At 28.5% G+C, this 17,113-nt stretch carries 27 protein-coding genes and 1 pseudogene; 27 read left to right on the forward strand and 1 reads right to left on the reverse strand.

Annotation, left to right across the window (positions count from 1 at the left end):
* The 21 genes and pseudogenes from CLPUN_RS20830 to CLPUN_RS20920 form a co-directional block, all read left to right on the forward strand.
* Positions 1-488, forward strand: a pseudogene (locus CLPUN_RS20830) (ParB/RepB/Spo0J family partition protein); the annotation flags it as partial.
* Between the two features lie 142 nt (positions 489-630).
* Positions 631-882: a hypothetical protein gene (locus CLPUN_RS20835; RefSeq protein ID WP_077849152.1), complete on the forward strand. Its 252-nt coding sequence runs from the start codon at positions 631-633 to the stop codon at positions 880-882.
* Between the two features lie 17 nt (positions 883-899).
* The gene (locus CLPUN_RS27790) at positions 900-1,040 is read left to right on the forward strand and encodes a hypothetical protein (RefSeq protein WP_158078810.1); all 141 of its coding nucleotides are present in this window, start codon (positions 900-902) and stop codon (positions 1,038-1,040) included.
* A gap of 1 nt (position 1,041) precedes the next feature.
* The gene (locus CLPUN_RS20840) at positions 1,042-1,347 is read left to right on the forward strand and encodes a hypothetical protein (protein ID WP_077849153.1); all 306 of its coding nucleotides are present in this window, start codon (positions 1,042-1,044) and stop codon (positions 1,345-1,347) included.
* Positions 1,348-1,376: 29 nt separating this feature from the next.
* On the forward strand, positions 1,377-2,048 hold the full coding sequence (locus CLPUN_RS20845) for a hypothetical protein (protein WP_077849154.1): 672 nt from the start codon (positions 1,377-1,379) through the stop codon (positions 2,046-2,048).
* A gap of 14 nt (positions 2,049-2,062) precedes the next feature.
* Positions 2,063-2,287: a hypothetical protein gene (locus CLPUN_RS20850; protein ID WP_242954211.1), complete on the forward strand. Its 225-nt coding sequence runs from the start codon at positions 2,063-2,065 to the stop codon at positions 2,285-2,287.
* Positions 2,288-2,350: 63 nt separating this feature from the next.
* Positions 2,351-2,602 carry a hypothetical protein gene (locus tag CLPUN_RS20855; RefSeq protein ID WP_077849155.1) on the forward strand — a complete coding sequence of 84 codons (252 nt, stop codon included), beginning with the start codon at positions 2,351-2,353 and terminating at the stop codon, positions 2,600-2,602.
* Positions 2,603-2,746: 144 nt separating this feature from the next.
* Entirely contained in the window at positions 2,747-3,010 is a 264-nt protein-coding gene (locus CLPUN_RS20860) for a hypothetical protein (protein WP_077849156.1), read from the forward strand.
* Between the two features lie 217 nt (positions 3,011-3,227).
* Complete coding sequence (locus CLPUN_RS20865) at positions 3,228-3,908, forward strand: hypothetical protein (RefSeq protein ID WP_143329090.1); 681 nt, start codon at positions 3,228-3,230, stop codon at positions 3,906-3,908.
* 39 nt (positions 3,909-3,947) lie between these two features.
* Positions 3,948-5,078: a helix-turn-helix domain-containing protein gene (locus CLPUN_RS20870; protein WP_158078811.1), complete on the forward strand. Its 1,131-nt coding sequence runs from the start codon at positions 3,948-3,950 to the stop codon at positions 5,076-5,078.
* An 89-nt stretch (positions 5,079-5,167) separates the two neighbouring features.
* A complete protein-coding gene (locus tag CLPUN_RS28215) occupies positions 5,168-5,371 on the forward strand; it encodes a hypothetical protein (protein WP_198944383.1) in 204 nt (67 codons plus the stop codon).
* 30 nt (positions 5,372-5,401) lie between these two features.
* A complete protein-coding gene (locus tag CLPUN_RS20875; protein WP_077849159.1) occupies positions 5,402-5,593 on the forward strand; it encodes a hypothetical protein in 192 nt (63 codons plus the stop codon).
* Between the two features lie 189 nt (positions 5,594-5,782).
* The gene (locus CLPUN_RS20880) at positions 5,783-6,253 is read left to right on the forward strand and encodes a hypothetical protein (RefSeq protein ID WP_077849160.1); all 471 of its coding nucleotides are present in this window, start codon (positions 5,783-5,785) and stop codon (positions 6,251-6,253) included.
* Positions 6,254-6,345: 92 nt separating this feature from the next.
* Entirely contained in the window at positions 6,346-7,221 is an 876-nt protein-coding gene (locus tag CLPUN_RS20885; RefSeq protein WP_242954212.1) for a tyrosine-type recombinase/integrase, read from the forward strand.
* Positions 7,222-7,290: 69 nt separating this feature from the next.
* Positions 7,291-7,494 carry an RNA polymerase subunit sigma gene (locus tag CLPUN_RS20890; protein ID WP_077849161.1) on the forward strand — a complete coding sequence of 68 codons (204 nt, stop codon included), beginning with the start codon at positions 7,291-7,293 and terminating at the stop codon, positions 7,492-7,494.
* 200 nt (positions 7,495-7,694) lie between these two features.
* Positions 7,695-8,105: a DNA-binding response regulator gene (locus tag CLPUN_RS20895; protein ID WP_198944384.1), complete on the forward strand. Its 411-nt coding sequence runs from the start codon at positions 7,695-7,697 to the stop codon at positions 8,103-8,105.
* Positions 8,106-8,178: 73 nt separating this feature from the next.
* Positions 8,179-9,204, forward strand: a complete 1,026-nt coding sequence (locus tag CLPUN_RS20900) for a DNA cytosine methyltransferase (protein WP_242954213.1) — start codon at positions 8,179-8,181, stop codon at positions 9,202-9,204.
* A 15-nt stretch (positions 9,205-9,219) separates the two neighbouring features.
* Positions 9,220-9,453, forward strand: coding sequence for a hypothetical protein (locus CLPUN_RS20905; protein WP_077849162.1), 234 nt, complete (start codon positions 9,220-9,222; stop codon positions 9,451-9,453).
* Positions 9,450-10,244 (forward strand): site-specific integrase, encoded by a 795-nt coding sequence (locus CLPUN_RS20910; RefSeq protein ID WP_077849163.1) that lies wholly within the window; start codon positions 9,450-9,452, stop codon positions 10,242-10,244. Before CLPUN_RS20905 ends, CLPUN_RS20910 begins: the two co-directional genes overlap by 4 nt.
* 338 nt (positions 10,245-10,582) lie before the next feature.
* Entirely contained in the window at positions 10,583-11,002 is a 420-nt protein-coding gene (locus tag CLPUN_RS20915; RefSeq protein WP_077849164.1) for a sigma factor-like helix-turn-helix DNA-binding protein, read from the forward strand.
* 162 nt (positions 11,003-11,164) lie between these two features.
* The gene (locus CLPUN_RS20920) at positions 11,165-11,797 is read left to right on the forward strand and encodes a recombinase family protein (protein WP_242954214.1); all 633 of its coding nucleotides are present in this window, start codon (positions 11,165-11,167) and stop codon (positions 11,795-11,797) included.
* Positions 11,798-11,969: 172 nt separating this feature from the next.
* Here the strand turns inward: CLPUN_RS20920 and CLPUN_RS29725 are convergent, their stop codons facing one another.
* The gene (locus tag CLPUN_RS29725; protein WP_077849165.1) at positions 11,970-12,065 is read right to left on the reverse strand and encodes a putative holin-like toxin; all 96 of its coding nucleotides are present in this window, start codon (positions 12,063-12,065) and stop codon (positions 11,970-11,972) included.
* A gap of 597 nt (positions 12,066-12,662) precedes the next feature.
* Here CLPUN_RS29725 and CLPUN_RS20930 point away from each other — a divergent pair.
* The 6 genes from CLPUN_RS20930 (at position 12,663) to CLPUN_RS20950 (ending at position 17,082) form a co-directional block, all read left to right on the forward strand.
* On the forward strand, positions 12,663-13,088 hold the full coding sequence (locus CLPUN_RS20930; protein WP_077849166.1) for a pre-peptidase C-terminal domain-containing protein: 426 nt from the start codon (positions 12,663-12,665) through the stop codon (positions 13,086-13,088).
* Positions 13,089-13,195: 107 nt separating this feature from the next.
* Positions 13,196-13,969, forward strand: a complete 774-nt coding sequence (terS, locus tag CLPUN_RS20935) for a phage terminase small subunit (RefSeq protein WP_077849167.1) — start codon at positions 13,196-13,198, stop codon at positions 13,967-13,969.
* Complete coding sequence (locus tag CLPUN_RS20940; RefSeq protein ID WP_423237319.1) at positions 13,947-15,224, forward strand: PBSX family phage terminase large subunit; 1,278 nt, start codon at positions 13,947-13,949, stop codon at positions 15,222-15,224. The genes terS and CLPUN_RS20940 overlap by 23 nt, the downstream gene beginning before the upstream one ends.
* A 15-nt stretch (positions 15,225-15,239) precedes the next feature.
* Entirely contained in the window at positions 15,240-16,088 is an 849-nt protein-coding gene (locus tag CLPUN_RS20945) for a major capsid family protein (RefSeq protein ID WP_077849169.1), read from the forward strand.
* A gap of 23 nt (positions 16,089-16,111) precedes the next feature.
* Positions 16,112-16,282 carry a hypothetical protein gene (locus tag CLPUN_RS27795; RefSeq protein ID WP_158078812.1) on the forward strand — a complete coding sequence of 57 codons (171 nt, stop codon included), beginning with the start codon at positions 16,112-16,114 and terminating at the stop codon, positions 16,280-16,282.
* A 200-nt stretch (positions 16,283-16,482) separates the two neighbouring features.
* Positions 16,483-17,082 carry a recombinase family protein gene (locus CLPUN_RS20950; protein WP_077849170.1) on the forward strand — a complete coding sequence of 200 codons (600 nt, stop codon included), beginning with the start codon at positions 16,483-16,485 and terminating at the stop codon, positions 17,080-17,082.
* Positions 17,083-17,113 lie beyond the last annotated feature (31 nt).

Genomic DNA, 17,113 nt, shown 5'->3' on the forward strand with positions numbered 1-17,113 from the left:
CACCTACACAAATTGCAAGGATGGAGAGAATATCTAAAAATTTAACAGAAGATTTTAAACAAGAGTTTAAAGAAGAAAAAGTAAATATTTCAACTGCCTATGAACTTTCTAAATTACCACAGGATCAGCAAGAAGAAATATTAAAAGAATATGAGGAAAAGGGCAATATATCTATAAAAGATGTTAAAGAGAAAATAGAAGATTTACCAATTCAGAAAGGCTATGAGGAGAGCAATACTCTAGAAATTATTGAAAATGATATTGTAAATGTAGCAACTGGTGAAGTAGTGCTGCAGAAAATACCTAGCTATGTAAGTAAAACAATGGGTGAAACAATAAGAGAAATGAATGACGATGAACTGGCGTATTTTTTCTGCAGTGTATGTCAAGGTGGAAATGGATGTGCGGGAATTTGTGACTTAGCTGCTGCATGTAAAAAAGAAAATAGACATGAAACATGTGTTAAGTGGTTAGAGGGAAAAGTGTAGAATAAAAAGCTTGCAGGACTAGGAGTGTTAGCAGGGATTACGGATTGTTAATATTAAGGTTACTGCAGTAAATTGAAGAGAGTTTTAGATGTAGCTCTCTTCTTAGATAATAAAAATATTTAAGAAATAAGGAAGAGGCTTAATGATTAAGAAAGAATTAGTATTTAAATTCTTTGAAGAAAATCCACAAGTTTTAAATGATATTAATGAAAATGAAAATTATAAATTATTAGGAATAAAACAATCAACTTATCAAAAGCACTTAATAGAGTATAAAAGTATTCTGGAAGCTAATAGAAATATGAAATTTAATGAAGTAAATATTGATAGACGTTTAAAAAATAGGAGTAGAGAAAAGTTTTTATTTGATGATAGTAAGTTATTTGGATATTAGAAAGAGAGATGATATAGATGAATGAATGTAAGGAAAATTGTATATGTCTGAAATGTGGATTACATGAAACAAAATCATGTAAGTATGATGACTGTAAGTGGTGTAAAGGTAAGGACGGCATAACAATGTGCCAATATTTTGCAGAAGAGGTGAAATAACATGTTAGAAAATGCAACAGTAACAATGCCTTATAAGGAATTAGAGGAATTATTAGAAGAATTAAAAAGTTTAAAAGAAAAGATTAAAAATATACCTATGGAAATGGATGAAGATGAATTTGAAACAGATCCATTTAAAAATGCATTAGATACAATATTTGATTTACTAGAAGAGGCAAGTAAGCTTGTCGATTCTAATGAAAAACAATATTTTATTTATGAAGGAATGAAAACTTATTGTAAAACTTTTGAAATGGATGAAAAAGAATTATTAGAGGATGTACCAAAGGGGAGTAAATCAAAGTAACAAATAATACATAGATCGGAGGGAGAATATTGGAAAAGCCAATTTTATTCAATACAGAAATGGTCAAAGCAATTATTGAAGATAGAAAGACTTGCACCAGGAGAATTATAAAAAAGAAATATGAAAATGCTAATGTTGATTGGTTTGAGAATAAATATGGTAAAAGACTTGTATATGTTCAAAATGATATACCAGCATCTATAAAAAATCCCAATGGTACTACAACTCACAAACTAATAGCAATGGAAGAAATAAAGAAGCCTTATAAGGTTGGAGATATTCTATATGTGAGAGAAACATATGCAGATCATTGGTTACCAGATGGATATTGTAAGGATAGATATGTCTATAAAGTTGATGGACCACCCCAATTTGGATATTGGGGAAACGAAGATAGAGGCAAATTTAATGTTTGGATTCCATCAATTCATATGCCAAAAGATGCAGCAAGAATATTTCTTAAAGTAGTATCAATAAAAGCTGAAAGAATTCAGGATATAACAGAAGAAGATGCAATGAAGGAAGGCGCTGGAAAGGCTTATTATAGTTCAATATATAGCAGTAAGGCTAAACATGGTGAAAAGGAAGATAATTATATAGATGGGTTTCATGAATTATGGAATGAATGTTATAGGTGGCCGAAAACATGGGAAGGAAATCCTTGGGTATGGGTAATTGAATTTGAAAAAAATAGAGAATAGTGGGGTAGAGATCAATGAGCAAAAGAGATAATGTAAATTTAGTGCTTATGACACATTGTAAAGTTAATCTTCAATGTGATGATGAAAAAATACAGTGTAGATATTTACAAGTACCTGGAGAAAGTTATGGTACTTGGCACTTAAATGGAGAAGATACAGGATTACAAGTAAGATCATTAATTAAAACTATTAGGGAGAAATATAAGATCGTCAAAGTTCTTTGGAAAAGGCAATATTAATGCAGAACGTATAAAATGGCAAGTAGTTTATAGATATTGTGTAGAAAGGGAGTGGTGAAAGTAATGTATCATCAAATTAGTATTTTTGATTTAAAGAATATTGAATCAGAATTACCCGCTATTGGCAGCACAATATACAATGTTACTGGTTGCAAAGTAGTAAAAGGTATAGTTACAAAATATTCTACAGATGGTTTTAATAAATATTTACATGGAATAGATGATTGCGGAACATTTTATCGCAATGTTGGAGCAATGGGCAAAGGAATGTTTGTTAAAAAAGGTGATGCAGCTGAATATCTTAAAACTTGGTAATAAAAATTATCTGTAAATTTGATGTAGTAAAGGAGGTTTGAAAATGAAGATATTAATGAAAATAAAAAAGTAAGTAGTGATTATGTTTGGGAAGAAAAATATGATATAGACGATTCAAAAGAACCTAAAGAATATGCTGAAAATATGGTAAATAGTTTTAATAGTACATTAAAACAAGGTGAATCAGCAAGAGAATTAGTAGATGCGGAAATTATTGATTCTGATTCCATACCAAAGTTAAAACATAAATGGGAAAAGACAAATCTTGTAACTTTAAGAAATAGAAATGGTTCATATGATGCAATGAAGTGCTCTTGTTGTGGTATAACAGGGAAAAGGTACGGAATCGGAGGTCGTGTACTTAAAGACAGTAAATACAAGGCTAAGAAATACGATTATTGCAATTAATAATATGTAATTCTACAATGGCAAGTAGTTTGTAAATTGGACGTAGTAAATTAAAATAAAAAATGTTCTTTGAAAATTGAATAAAATGATATGGTATTAAAATAATAAGTTTAAAGGTTTTGCTATCAAATTTTGAATAAAAAGATTTAGTTAGTTGACAAAAAAGGAAAGAAATCATATTATTATTTATATAATTGATTTTATAAGAGGTGATGATGTGATTAATAACAAAGAGTATTTAGAGGATAATGTTAATGAAGTTAGCAAAATACTTAACAGCTCGAATCTACATAAATATTTAAATATGGTATTTAAGGAAGGAATATTACAACACAAAAAGAGAACCAATTTGGGCGAAAGATATGAGATAGAAACATATCCAGCATCTAAAGGGTTTTCAAAGATTCGAGAGATAGGGAATATAATTTGCAATAAAAAAGAATTTTGGCCAGATGGAGTTAGTGCGGATGTGATACTAGCTCAAAAAATACCAGTAATAAAAATAAGAAATATTATATTAACTATTAAATCCACAAAAAATGTTGATATTTTATGGAAAAAACCAAAAGATTATATGAAGCAATACTCTAAATTAAATAATGGATTAACGCCACAGATAGAAATAATAAATTATGATTTAGAGGAAAATTTAAATGAATTAAAAGTAAATTTAGGTGCAAAATATTATGGAATACTTGCATATAACTTAGGTAGTGATAGCAATCTAGAAAATATGCAAATCATATTTTTAAGTGATAATGCCGATAAAATAGTTCATACGGTAGATATTCCAATTATTTTAACAGAAGATAAAATAATTCCAGAAGATAAATCGTTAAAAAATGAAATAGGAGAAAATAAAGGCGAATCTCTTAGAAATAAAATAGAATTAAGATAATATTTTGTGCTGTAAGTGGGACGGCACAGGAGGAATATGATGAGTATATCAGAAAGAAAAGTGTATGGGAAGCGAATTAAGCAAGGTAGAGTTTTAAGAGGATTTTCACAAGAACAATTAGGTAAAAAAATTGGAGTCACAAGGCAAGCAATATCTAATTGTGAAAAAGATAGTATGAGTTTAAATACAGTAAACTTATTGAAATTAAGTGAAGTTTTAGATTTGCCGTTGAGTTTCTTTTATAAAATTCCAGTAGAGAGCAATAGTGATAAAATAATTTTTTTTAGGAGTAAAGATATTCCTAAAAAAACAAAGGAACTATTAAGAGAAGAAATAAATATTTTTGATAAAGAGATAGTTAAGTATTTTGAACAGTTTGTTAAATTGCCTAGTATTAAATTACCTGATTTAAGTGATATATTAAAAGGTGAGAGTTATAATTATAGAAAAGAAACTATAATAGATGTCTGCAAGGAAATAAGAAAACATTGGGGAATAGGAAATAAGCCTATAGACAATTTAGCATACTTATTGCAGGTTAATGGCTTCATAATAAGTAGGCAATATATAAATCAAGATAAAACAGATGCATTTTCTCAAAAGATAGATGAGAACAACTATATATTTATTAGTGGTAATAAAGAGTGTGCAGTTAGAAGTAGGTTTGATTTAGCACATGAGTTAGGACATTTGATTTTGCATGAGAATATAGAGATTGATGATTTTGAAGATAAAATAATAGAGAAGGATGCTGATTTGTTTGCATCTGAGTTTTTGTATCCAAGTGAAGTTTTTTTGGAAGATATTCAGGACTATTCTTTAGGCTTTGAGAGATTTATAGAATTAAAGGAAAAGTGGAAAGTATCAATACAATTATTGGTTAGAAAGTGTAAAGATTTAAAAGTTATTTCTGATGAGAAGTACATATACTTTCAAAAAAGAATCAGTTTTAATAACTGGAGAAAAAATGAACCGCTAGATAATAGAATAGTAGCAGAAAAGCCTAGATTATTTGAAGATGTTATCGAACTATTAATTGAAAAGAATGTTCTTACTAAAAAAGATATTTTGATAAATATAGATTTAGATAAAAAAGATATAATAAAGTACTGTAATTTAGAGGAAAATTTCTTTGATGATACTTTTTGTGATGTAATAAAAATTTACTAATATGAAAAAATTTAAATACCGTATTATTCAGAAATGAATTTGCGGTATTTTTTTATGTAATTTTAGTTAGAAAGTGAGGTAGAGCAACAATGACAAATTATGAAGTTTATTTTGGGACAAAAGAAAGAGCAGTGGATTCTTTAGCTTTGCTTCTTGAATTTCCTAACCATCCAAGGAAAGAAGTAAGAGAGTTTCAGAAAGAAGTTAAAGATACAGGGTCGATTAAATGGCTAGAAAGTGAATGCACAAACAAAAGATGGTGGAAAAACGAACCACTTACAAGGAATAAGTAGTACGCAATTTTTAAAATAAGGAGAGGTAACATGAAATGTGAATATGATATCAATAAAACGTGCGAAGAATCGAGGGAATGTGAAGAACGCTTTGTAGCATGTGATAAATGCAGTTCAATTAGCGAAGAAGGTGATTGCGATAATTCAGAAAGTGTAAATTACTGTAGGTTTATGGATGGGCTTTCTACGTGTTGTTCTTTATTCAAAAAGAAATCTCAATAGATTAATTCTACTATCTACAATCAAAAGTAGTTTGTAAAATTTGACGCAGCAATTAATAAAAAACGTTCTTTGAAAATTGAAGAGTGCGGTATTATGATGAATTATTTACAATAAATACTATAATTTAGTGAAAAGTTACAGTATACATGCTATAATTTTTACTAGATTTATTATTAGGAGGGAGAAAATATGACTATTGAAGAAAAATTTGATTATTTATTAGATGTTATTCTTACTACTGTTGAAAAAAGAATTCCTATTGCAGAAATAAAGAGAAGGGAAATTAAAAGGGTAAGAAATATTCAAATAGTTTTCACAACTCTCACAACTATTTTATTAGGTCTAAAATTGAATGAAAGTGCAATTTCTATTGCTTTCATTTCTAGCACATTAGCATCAACAGTTACAGTTTGGTACAATATGAAAAGTAATAGTGAATCATATTCTAATATGATGAAATACTGTACCTATTTAAGTAGTTTGTCAAGAGAAATACTGTTCTATAGAACATGTACAACACCATTGGAAGAGGAAAAGTTCCAAGCGTATTCTAAGAAATTTTTTGATCTCAAAGAGGAATATGAAAAGGAGAGTATTGTTTTATTTGATGAATCATTAGAAACATCACAAAAAGCAATTGAAAATCTAAAAGCACAATAATAAATAATACCGTAATATTCATTGAATATTACGGTATTTTATTTATAAAAAATACTACTTCATACTAATCTGCAAGGAAGGAGTGAGTAAAAATGTTTGAAAAATTAAAGATTGGAGCAACTTTATATCACATAGTAGGTAATGACATAATAGTTACTACAGTAACAAAAATAGAGTCAAATGAGCAAGGAATTTATGTATATGCTAAAAATGAAAAAGGAGAGCAATACAGATTTATTTTAATAGTGTATTCAAATGGAAAAACAGTTTTTGGAGATACTGTTTGGGTAAGATTAGAGGATTATATGAAAGCTTCAACTGTTAATGGATATATAACAAGTTTGAAAGGTTTCTTCGGATGGTTGCAGTCAGAAGAATATATTATTAAGAATCCAGCATTTAAGTTAAAACAAACTAAAGTGCCACGTGTAATATTGCAGCCATATACATCAGAAAATCTTGAAAAATTAAGAGAAGCATGTGAGACAGAAAAAGAAAAATGTTTGTTTGAATTGCTTGATAGCACAGCATGCCGAATATCGGAAATAGATAATATCAAATTAGAAGATATAAACTGGCAAGAGCGAAGTATAAAGGTTTTAGGGAAAGGCAATAAAGAGAGAATAGTTTATTTTTCTACCAAAGCTAAGTTACACATGCAACGATATATTAATTCAAGAATTGGAGAATCGGAGTATTTATTTATATCGGATAGAGGAATACACCAACATATTAAGGTTAGAGCACTTCAATTAATTCTATGTAAGATTAAAATTAGGGCAGGAGTTGAGGAAAGAGTACATTGCCATAAGTTTAGAAGAACTAGAGCTACTCAGCTTTTAAATGGTGGCATGAGAATAGAAGGTGTACAAGGCATTCTTGGACATACTACTCCGGCCACGACTCAGATATATGCACAACTGTCTCAAGAAAATTTGAAAAATGAGTATAGAAAATTAGTTGTTTAAAAATTATACATAATAGAAATGCCATATAAGAGTTAAAGAACAATGAGCTTTAGAAACAGGAGGGAGATTATGCGTAGAGCGACGATAAAGAGAGAGATAGACGTAGCTCTTTCGGATCCGCAAAAAGATAAAGAGTATATTAGTAAACTTAAAAAAACTAAGGATAAAGTAAGATATTTAAGAATTGTTAAAGGATATGGTCAAGTAGAAGCTGCGAAATTAATAGGTATATCAGATAGGCATATTAGGCGCATAGAAAAAGAATTGAATTAAGTTAAGAATGTCCTATAAATGTCCGGAAAACGTCCGGAAAATGTCCTATAAACGTCCGGAAAATGTCAGCTAGTCAAAAAGAGTTTAATGAAATATAATAGATGTTATAAATAATACATAGAATTCAACATTGAAAAAGTAAAGGATGTCTCCTTTTTTGGTTTGGGTGAACTATACACTTTTTTAAGGAGGAACTGGTCTTGAATTCAAAAATAGATAAAGAACTAGTTAAAATTTTATATATTGATGAAGGACTTAATTCTTCTGAAATAGCTAAAAAGTTAAATCTTAAAGTTAAGTCAGTTGAGAAGTGTATACAGAGAAATTTTAATAAATATAAGCTACAGCATAAGAGAGTTAGACTTCAGAAGAAAGAAACTGAAAAAGCTATTAATTATGAGGCTACTAGATGTATGTCAGATGGTTCATTCATAAAGAAAAATCCAAGTATATATAAGACAGATTCAAATGGAGATATAATTGTTAATGCTCCAGAAGAAATTTTAACTTGGGACGTTCCTAAAAAGTTGAAAAATGATGATAGTACAGAGCTGTACAACAAAAGAGTAACAAAAAAATATAGAGATACAAGCAATGAGTCACTAAATTAAATAGGGGCTCATTTTTATATTAAAAATATAAATGTCTTTTTTACGAATGAAAAAATTTAGAGGAGAAAAACAAATGAAGAAACAAAAGATAAAGCTTCTGAGCTTATTTAGTGGGATAGGCTCTTTTGAAAAAGCATTAGAAAAATTAAATATCGACTTTGAGTTAGTAAATTATTGCGAAATTGATAAATTTGCTAGTTATGCATATAGTATTTTGCATAATGTAGATGAAAGTCTTAATTTGGGGGATATATCAAAAGTTGATGAAAATAATTTAAATGATTTTGATATCCTTACATATGGATTTCCATGCCAGGACATTAGTTTAGCTGGAAAGCGAAAGGGAATTATTAAAGGGCAAACTAGAAGTGGTTTGCTCTTTGAAGCATTTAGAATTATAAAAGCTAAGAAACCTAAATATGCTATAGCTGAAAATGTTAAGAACCTTACAAGCAAGATGTTTATTAATGATTTCAATAATATGGTAGAGGAATTAGACGATATGGGATATAACTCATATTGGAAATTAATCAATAGTAAGGACTATAGATCAGCGCAATCAAGGGAAAGAGTTTTTATTATTTCAATTAGAAAAGATATTGATAATGGAATGTTTGAATTTCCTGAGTCAATGAATATTCATATACCACTTAGTGAGGTTACAGAAAAAGTAATCGATGAAAAATATTACTGCAAAGAAAATATGCCTATAAAGAATTTCATAAATAACATAAATAGAAAGCTTGTAGACTTTAAGAATCCTAGCAAATTTGGACTTTTAAAAGTTGGGGGCATTGAAAAACCTAATATGTTAGAAATGAATAGAAGAGTATTTTCAGATTTAGGATGCAGCCCTACACTAGTAACTGGATCAGATAGTGTTCCGAAAATAGTTCAGTGTAGGATAAGAAAATTAACTCCACTTGAATGCTGGCGGTTAACCGGTTTTAATGATGAAGATTATTGGAATGTTAGACGTGCATTAGAACAACGATTTTATAGCAATAAAGATAGATCAGATAGTAGAATGTATAAAATGGCTGGTAATAGTATTGTTGTAAATGTAGTAGAAAGTATTTTCAAAAAATTATTAATATAGAGAAGAGGTGAGGACATGAGATCAATGTATACATCATATGTATGTAAAATTAATAAGTGTAAAAAAGAAACAATATTACTTACAGAAGAGGTGGAGGATACCATTAGAAAAGGGAATTATATTTCATGTTCTCATTGTGGTTCTAAAAATATAAAAGAACAAAAGTCAACAGATAATTTTAAAGAATGCATGGATCATGCTGCATACAAAAGAAAAAATGGATCAATTAGGCAGGTGCATTCGGTATGAAAAGAAAAAAGATAAATTTAAAAATATCTAATAAACCTAAAAAAGAAAGAAAAAAGATCCCAGCTATTCCATTAACGCCTGAAATGGCGTATAGGATAGAGGATCAATTACAAGAAAGTAAAAATGAATATAAAGCTAAAAGAGATGTAATATTATTAAATATAGCATTAACAACTGGCTATAGAATGCAAGACCTTGTAGATCTTAGGGTTGGAGATTTAAGAGGATTTTTAAAGAGTGGCTATTTTAAGATTGCAGAAAAAAAGAAAATAAATGCATTAAAAGCAAAATTAGAAGGTTATGAATATGTGGCTGAAGATGATGATGGTGATGAAGTAGTCATAACTATAGAGGAAATAGCTGAAAAAAAAGTTAAGCCTAGAGAGGTTGAAATAATACCAGAATTAAAACCTTTGTTGGAGGATTACTTAAAAGGTGAAAAGAACAGAAATTTTGCGTTTAGAACTACTAAGTGTTCTAAGAAAGTGAAAGAAACGGGAAATGCACCATATATACCAAGAGAATCGTATTCAAAGATAATATTAGGTGCGGCAAAGAAAATTGCAACTAGAACTAATGAAATGGATATATCAGAAGTTGAAGGCATAACAGGACATAGTTTAAGAAAAGGTTATGCTATGAACATTTATGAAACAACTGGCGATATTAATAAAGTTAAAGAAATGTTAGGGCATAGTACTGTAGAAATAACTAAATTATACTTATGGCCTATTAGAACAATGAAGCATGAAGCATCTAGTGGATTAAATAAATTTATCAGAAAAAGGTAAATTTATTATTTTTTTATTATACAATACCTTATTTTGTGGGCTTAAGTATAATAGAGAAAATTAAAATTAATCTACTAATATATGCATTAAAAATTAGTAATACCTTATCCTATAGATAATAAGGTATTGTAGAAGAAAAATTGAAATACTCTAATGCATTGGTATTAAAGGGTTTGAAGTGAAAAAACTTGAAGATATAAAAAGTAAGAAAAAAATAGCCATGAAAAACACGCACCAGGAATCTTGCAAAAATAATTTTTATGGTCAAAAACAACCCTACTTTTATGGATATTCACATTAACATATATTTTTAAATATAGATTTGAGGTGTCAAATTAATGAAAAATATGAATGAAACTGTAGAGAGAATTAAAAGCTACAAGGAAACATTAGCGGATATTAAAGAATTAGATTTTAAGATTCAAGAGCTGGATGGGGGAATTAGTAGAAGGAATGAAAATTCATTAGGTATAAGATTAAGTAAGAGTAATGTCGTTTATTCTGAAGCTGAGGAGATGTTTGAAAGAAAAAATGAATTGCTTGCACAAAAATTAGAGAAAGACATTCAGATAAAAAGAATCAATAATGCCTTAAGTATATTAGAGCCTGAAGAAAGAGAAATAATAAAAAATATTTATATTAATCGAAAAAGATATTATATAATTCAGGATAAATTAAATTTATCATATCAAAGGATAAAGCAGTTGGAAAAACAAGCCATTTTAAAAATGGTTAAATATGTTCTTCCAAGTTGGTAATATTAAGTGTACATTTTGGGTATGCCCTAAAGAGTACACTTGAAAATGATAGATATTTAGAGATAATTATATATATTTTTATCATAATCACCTTAAAAAGTGTTCAATGAATTTGTTTAACTCAAAATGAACAGTTATAATATAATTATAGATTAGTTAATCATGAAAGGAATGGTTGAAATGATTTTTGGTTATGTTAGAGTAAGTTCAAAGGAACAAAATGAAGAAAGACAAATTAAAGCACTAAGAGATTATAGTAAAGAGTTAGAATATAATAATATATACATAGATAAAGAAAGTGGTAAGGATTTTAATAGAGAAAGATATCAAAAATTAAAATCTATATTGAGACCTGGAGATATTTTAATAATAAAGGAACTGGATAGACTTGGCAGAAATAAGCAAATGGTAAAAGATGAATTGAATTTTTTTAAGGAAAGCAAGATAAGAGTTAAGATTTTAAATATCCCAACAACATTAATAGATCTTCCAGAAGAAAATGAATGGATATTTGAAATGATTAATAATATTTTAATTGAAGTTTTAGCAGCTATAGCGGAAGAAGAAAGAAATAAAATAAGAACTCGTCAAGCTGAAGGTATTTTGTTGGCAAAACAACAAGGTAAGTATAAAGGTAGAAAATTAGAGCCATTACCAGAAGGTTTTGAAAAATTGTATAAACAATGGAAAGATGATAAAATTAATGCAGTTCAGTTCACCAAGCTTTTAAATCTTAAAAGTAGAACAACTTTATATAAATACATAAAGAGATACGAAGAAAGTAATACAAAATAAAAGATATATTTAATGTTATATAATATTAAATAATGTGATATAATATATATAAATTAACAAATAAAAACAGAGTGCTAGTAACACCCTGTAGTATACAATAAGTTGTTTAGGCAACTGATACCATTAATTAAATTTTCATTCAAAAATAGTAGATCAATTTGCGGTTGGGCTACTATTTTTTTATGTTATTAATAAGTAAAACAATGAATGTTAACAGAGCAAGTAGAAAAGTACCTGCTGAAAATAACAACATTAATTCATTACTCATACATACCACCCCCTAACTATAGGGTTTGTGGTATCAGTAGCCCATCAACTAAATTGTACTATGCTATTATAGCATAAAAACATTTGAACAAAGGTTATTTTTAACAAAAAGTATAAATTATATGTACAAAATAGGGAGCAAAAGCTCCGCTATTTTTTATTTAAATAAGTTGTATATGTTAATTATAGTGTTTACTACTGTGCAAAATAGAATAAGAAGTTTGTATTTATTCATGTTAAATCCCCCCTTTCTAATACTGTGTAATTTCTTATAAGCACTTTAGTTTGAGAATATTCATCCATTAGTGTTTAACCTTGTTTAGCACATAAGCCACAGATGTTAAGCTATAGACAGAATAAAAGCACCTAGTAAAACTTACTAGGTGCTTTTATTCTGTAGATAATTAGGGATAAAATCACTACATGTAAAAAGGAGGGTTTTGGATGATTAAATCAGGAATGTATATATGAATGTAATATTGTCTTTGGATAATCTTTGCAGAGAAGTTTTGTAATTTTAATAAATATTGGTTATTTGTTAAAAAAATAGAAGGAATTGGATGTTGAGTGTAGAATATATATTTACGAGGTGATAAATATGAAAAAATTTTTAACAATATTAGCATTATCGGGTATTATTGTAACATCTTTTCCTGGTAGTGTTTATGCAAAGGAGGTAAACTTAAATACACAAACTAATAATAAAACTACTGTAGTAGCAGCAACTGGACAAACTTATACTTGTTCTATGTACTTTGACACTGTTGTTTATCGTCAAGCTAATAAGACTTTTGATTTAAGTGCAGGACAAAGTATAAAAATAAGTTGGACTAGTGGTAGACCGTTTAATATTTATTTACGTAACAATACTACTGGAAATATTACATCATTTAAAACAAGTAGCTCATCTGTAACTTACACTAATATGAGGGCGGGTAATTATACTTTTCTTGCATCAAATCTGCCTAATAAAAAAGAGACTGGAACTAGTTATACTCAAAAATTTACTGTGAAAATTTATTAAAAATACAATTATTTTTATAATTTAATTCTAAAATTAGGAATTTAATAAAAATATATAAAAGCACCTAGCTTAATTAAAAGCTAGGTGCTTTTATTATGGAGGTAATTATGGGAAAGACAAGAAGCTCTAACAGGGATAAAGCTTTAGAAATTTATATGGAAAACAATGGAGATATTACACCTAGGGAAATTGCAAAAATTTTAGGTGAAAGTGCTGCCAATATTAGTTCGTGGAAAAATAAAGATAATTGGAATGAAAAACTTCCACCTAATAAAGGTGGAGCTCCAAAAGGAAATTTAAATAGCCTTAAATATGGACACTATTATGATCCTACAAAACATTTAGAAGAATCCTTTTTAAAAAAATATCTTCCAACAACAACTAAAAATATAATAAAGGGAACTGTTGAAGCGGGACTAAATTCATTAGATATTTTATGGACTGATATTCATGTACTGTTCGCATCAGTAATTGCAAGTCAAAAAATAATGTATGTAAAAAGTAAAAGTGAAATGATAAAGGAACTCAAGAAATCTAAGAAAAAGAATAAAAATAGGAATACTCAAAAAACTTCAACTGATGAGTCAGAAGAAGAATTTGAATATGAGTTCCAATTTGCATGGGACAGACAAGCAACATTCTTAGATTCGCAAAGTAAAACTATGGCAGAATTAAGAAGTCACATAAAACAATATGAAGAATCACTTCATAAAAATTGGGATTTAGCAACTGAAGAGCAAAAACTAAGAGTTCAAAAATTAAAAGCAGAAATCACCAATATTATTGGTAATGATAATACAGAGACCGAAGATGATGGATTTATAAAGGCATTAGAGGGAAAGGTAGAGGAAGATTGGAATGATGAAGAAAATAATAAGTAAAATATTTCAGTTTAAACCTTTTAGTAAAAAACAAAGAAAAGTATTAAATTGGTGGACACACAAAAGTCCAGTAAAAAATGCAGATGGAATAATAGCGGATGGTGCAATAAGAAGTGGTAAGACTGTTTCTATGGCACTTTCTTTTGTTATGTGGGCAATGGAAACTTTTGATGGTGAAAACTTTGCTATGTGTGGTAAAACTGTTTTGAGTTTTAGAAGAAATGTATGGTCAGTACTAAAATTAATGCTAATAAGCAGAGGATATAAATACAAGGATCATAAAACAGAAAATTATATTGAAATATCAAGGAACAAAAAAACAAACTATTTTTACATATTTGGTGGAAAAGATGAAGCAAGCCAAGATTTGATACAAGGTATTACTTTGGCTGGAATATTTTTTGATGAGGTGGCTCTAATGCCAGAATCATTCGTTAACCAAGGAACAGGACGTTGTTCAGTAAAAGGCAGTAAGTTTTGGTTTAATTGTAATCCAAGTGGCCCATTACATTGGTTTAAAGTAAATTGGATAGATAAGATTAAAGAAAAAAATCTTTTGTATTTACATTTTACTATGGATGATAATTTGTCTTTGGCTGAAGAAATAAAACAACGTTATAAAAATAACTATGTTGGAGTATTCTTCAAACGTTATATTTTAGGTTTATGGGTAATGGCTGAAGGTGCAATATTCGATATGTGGAATAAGCTTAATGAAATATTAGAAAGTGAATTACCTTCAGGATATAAAAGTTTTATCAGATATATTGCCATTGACTATGGTACTACAAATCCTATGGTATTTTTAGATGTTTATGATGATGGAGATACAATTTGGATTCCTAGAGAATATTACTATGATAGTAAAGTTGAACAAGCGCAAAAGACAGATAAACAATATGCTGATGATTTGGTAAAGTTTATTGAAGAAGGATCTTATCCAAGATATATAATTTTAGATCCTAGTGCAGCAAGTTTTAAAGCTGAATTAAGAAGTAGAGGATTAAGAGTAAAAGATGCTGATAATGAAGTGTCGGATGGCATAAGAATGACAGCCACAATGATTTCTCAAAGAAAAATAAAAATGGTAAAAGATAAATGCAAAAGAACTATAGGAGATATAACATCTTATATTTGGGATGCGAAAGCTGCAGAACGTGGTGAAGAAAAACCAGTAAAAGTTGCGGATCATGGAGCGGATGCATTAAGGTACTTCGTTAAAACAATAATTAAATCAAGAAGGTTAGCAAGATAGAAAGGGAGATACAAAATGGAATTTATAGAGAATCAAGTGATAACATTGAACAGCGAAAAGGTTACTTTAGAACAATTGGTAAAAGAGCTAGAAAAAATAGATTCAAAATTAAATGAGTTTTCTTTTTCTTCAACATGGAAAAGAGATATAAATGTTATATATGGGGGCGGATTTGCTGAAGCTAAAAAAGGGACAAATGTAAATAAAGAAATTTATAAAAATTATCCATGGACTAATATCTTGAGAATACCTTCAAGTGAAAGCAGAATAAGTGTTTTAAAATCATTGGGTGGGATTGTTGATTCAGGTATAAAATATAACTACGATAAAGCACTTGATAAAATAGTTTACCGAGGAATTGAAGAGGAAAAAGTTTACGGATTAACTAACAATCCATCGGTTAAAAAGAAAAATATTACTAGTTGGAAATCAAAAGATGGGGAGAGTATTTTAAAAGATATAAATGAAGCCATAATTGATTTATTAAAAAATACTAAGATTGATAGAAATAATATAGAAATATGTGTTTTATTACCTACCGAACAATATGAATACATTATTAATAAAACAATAGGGGAAAACAATATATTAACATATATATTGGAGAGCAATGTTGCCAAAAGGGAAAACATTGAACTTAATATAAATCCATGTAAATATTGCATTGAAATAGCTACAAATGGTGAGGACAGAATGGTTGCTTATATAAAAAATGCAATTTCTATAAGTATTCCACAAAAGCTTATTAGAGCACTAACGCAGGAGAATAAAAAGGAAAAAGAGTTTTTAAGTAGTTATGTTGCATTAATTGAGCAGGTTAAATTTTATGATACTAATTCTATAAGATATTATGATGGCGTTTAAAATTAATAGAAAGGAGATCTATGATGGAAGTTGTTATAGATACACCGGATTTTAATTATCTTAATTATGCAGGAGCTATTGTAAGTTCAATAACATATACTTTTGATGTGGATACACAAAGTGAACTATACAAGTTTATGAAATCCAGACTTATATATGCACCTTGCAGAATTACAATAAGCATTAATAACTAATGTGTAAAGAAAAACATTTGTTAAGACTTACATTTACATATGCAAAATTTATAGCTTTTAAATCGCTAAAAAAGGTGATAAATATAAATAATTTTATTTACAATGTTTTTGTTTACAAGTAAAACGAAAGAGTTTATAATAAATGTAAAGAAAAGCATGTATAAAGAATAAAGTTTACAAAAATAAAGGGGCGACTTAAAATGGATAATGTATATGGTTATTGTAGATGTAGTACAAATGAAACTAAGCAAGATATAGGCAGGCAAGAAAGAGACTTGAAAGCCTTAGGAGTTATAGATAAAAAGAACATATATAAAGAATATGAAAGTGGTACTAAGATCAATAGAGTTCAACTACAAAGATTATTAGATATAGTTAAAGAAGGAGATACAATAGTTGCAACAGAAGTTTCAAGAATTACGAGAAGTACAAAGCAGCTATGTGAAATTATAGAATTTGCAAAGAATAAGCATCTAAAACTTATATTTGGGAATTTTATAGTTGATTGTACAAAAGAACTAGATCCAATGACAGAAGGAATGCTAAAGATGATGGGGGTATTTTCAGAAATAGAAAGAAATATGATAAGTCAACGTGTTAAAAGTGGAGTTGCCAATGCAAGAGCCAAAGGTAAAATTGTAGGAAGACCACAATTAACAATCAAAAAGATACCTCAGAAAGTAAAAGATTTATATGATATATATGATAATGGAACTATTAGTAAAACGGATTATGCAAAGATGTGTAATATATCAAGGCCAACGTTAGATAAATATTTAAAAGTAATTATAGAAGGATAAGAGTGCTTAACATTAAGTGCTCTTTTTTACG

Origin of the sequence: Clostridium puniceum (assembly GCF_002006345.1) — a bacterium.
Classification (GTDB): Bacteria; Bacillota; Clostridia; order Clostridiales; family Clostridiaceae; genus Clostridium; species Clostridium puniceum.

Coding starts and splice junctions, on each gene's coding strand:
- CLPUN_RS20840 (WP_077849153.1), top strand. CDS start 1,042: ATGTTAGAAAATGCAACAGTAACAATGCCTTATAAGGAATTAGAGGAA.
- CLPUN_RS20860 (WP_077849156.1), top strand. CDS start 2,747: ATGGTAAATAGTTTTAATAGTACATTAAAACAAGGTGAATCAGCAAGA.
- CLPUN_RS20835 (WP_077849152.1), top strand. CDS start 631: ATGATTAAGAAAGAATTAGTATTTAAATTCTTTGAAGAAAATCCACAA.
- CLPUN_RS27790 (WP_158078810.1), top strand. CDS start 900: ATGAATGAATGTAAGGAAAATTGTATATGTCTGAAATGTGGATTACAT.
- CLPUN_RS20940 (WP_423237319.1), top strand. CDS start 13,947: ATGATGAAGAAAATAATAAGTAAAATATTTCAGTTTAAACCTTTTAGT.
- CLPUN_RS20950 (WP_077849170.1), top strand. CDS start 16,483: ATGGATAATGTATATGGTTATTGTAGATGTAGTACAAATGAAACTAAG.
- CLPUN_RS20930 (WP_077849166.1), top strand. CDS start 12,663: ATGAAAAAATTTTTAACAATATTAGCATTATCGGGTATTATTGTAACA.
- CLPUN_RS20855 (WP_077849155.1), top strand. CDS start 2,351: ATGTATCATCAAATTAGTATTTTTGATTTAAAGAATATTGAATCAGAA.
- CLPUN_RS20915 (WP_077849164.1), top strand. CDS start 10,583: ATGAAAAATATGAATGAAACTGTAGAGAGAATTAAAAGCTACAAGGAA.
- CLPUN_RS20870 (WP_158078811.1), top strand. CDS start 3,948: ATGAGTATATCAGAAAGAAAAGTGTATGGGAAGCGAATTAAGCAAGGT.
- CLPUN_RS20890 (WP_077849161.1), top strand. CDS start 7,291: ATGCGTAGAGCGACGATAAAGAGAGAGATAGACGTAGCTCTTTCGGAT.
- CLPUN_RS20910 (WP_077849163.1), top strand. CDS start 9,450: ATGAAAAGAAAAAAGATAAATTTAAAAATATCTAATAAACCTAAAAAA.
- CLPUN_RS20875 (WP_077849159.1), top strand. CDS start 5,402: ATGAAATGTGAATATGATATCAATAAAACGTGCGAAGAATCGAGGGAA.
- CLPUN_RS20905 (WP_077849162.1), top strand. CDS start 9,220: ATGAGATCAATGTATACATCATATGTATGTAAAATTAATAAGTGTAAA.
- CLPUN_RS20945 (WP_077849169.1), top strand. CDS start 15,240: ATGGAATTTATAGAGAATCAAGTGATAACATTGAACAGCGAAAAGGTT.
- CLPUN_RS20880 (WP_077849160.1), top strand. CDS start 5,783: ATGACTATTGAAGAAAAATTTGATTATTTATTAGATGTTATTCTTACT.
- CLPUN_RS20885 (WP_242954212.1), top strand. CDS start 6,346: ATGTTTGAAAAATTAAAGATTGGAGCAACTTTATATCACATAGTAGGT.
- CLPUN_RS28215 (WP_198944383.1), top strand. CDS start 5,168: ATGACAAATTATGAAGTTTATTTTGGGACAAAAGAAAGAGCAGTGGAT.
- CLPUN_RS20850 (WP_242954211.1), top strand. CDS start 2,063: ATGAGCAAAAGAGATAATGTAAATTTAGTGCTTATGACACATTGTAAA.
- CLPUN_RS29725 (WP_077849165.1), bottom strand. CDS start 12,065: ATGAGTAATGAATTAATGTTGTTATTTTCAGCAGGTACTTTTCTACTT.
- terS (WP_077849167.1), top strand. CDS start 13,196: ATGGGAAAGACAAGAAGCTCTAACAGGGATAAAGCTTTAGAAATTTAT.
- CLPUN_RS20900 (WP_242954213.1), top strand. CDS start 8,179: ATGAAGAAACAAAAGATAAAGCTTCTGAGCTTATTTAGTGGGATAGGC.
- CLPUN_RS27795 (WP_158078812.1), top strand. CDS start 16,112: ATGGAAGTTGTTATAGATACACCGGATTTTAATTATCTTAATTATGCA.
- CLPUN_RS20920 (WP_242954214.1), top strand. CDS start 11,165: ATGAAAGGAATGGTTGAAATGATTTTTGGTTATGTTAGAGTAAGTTCA.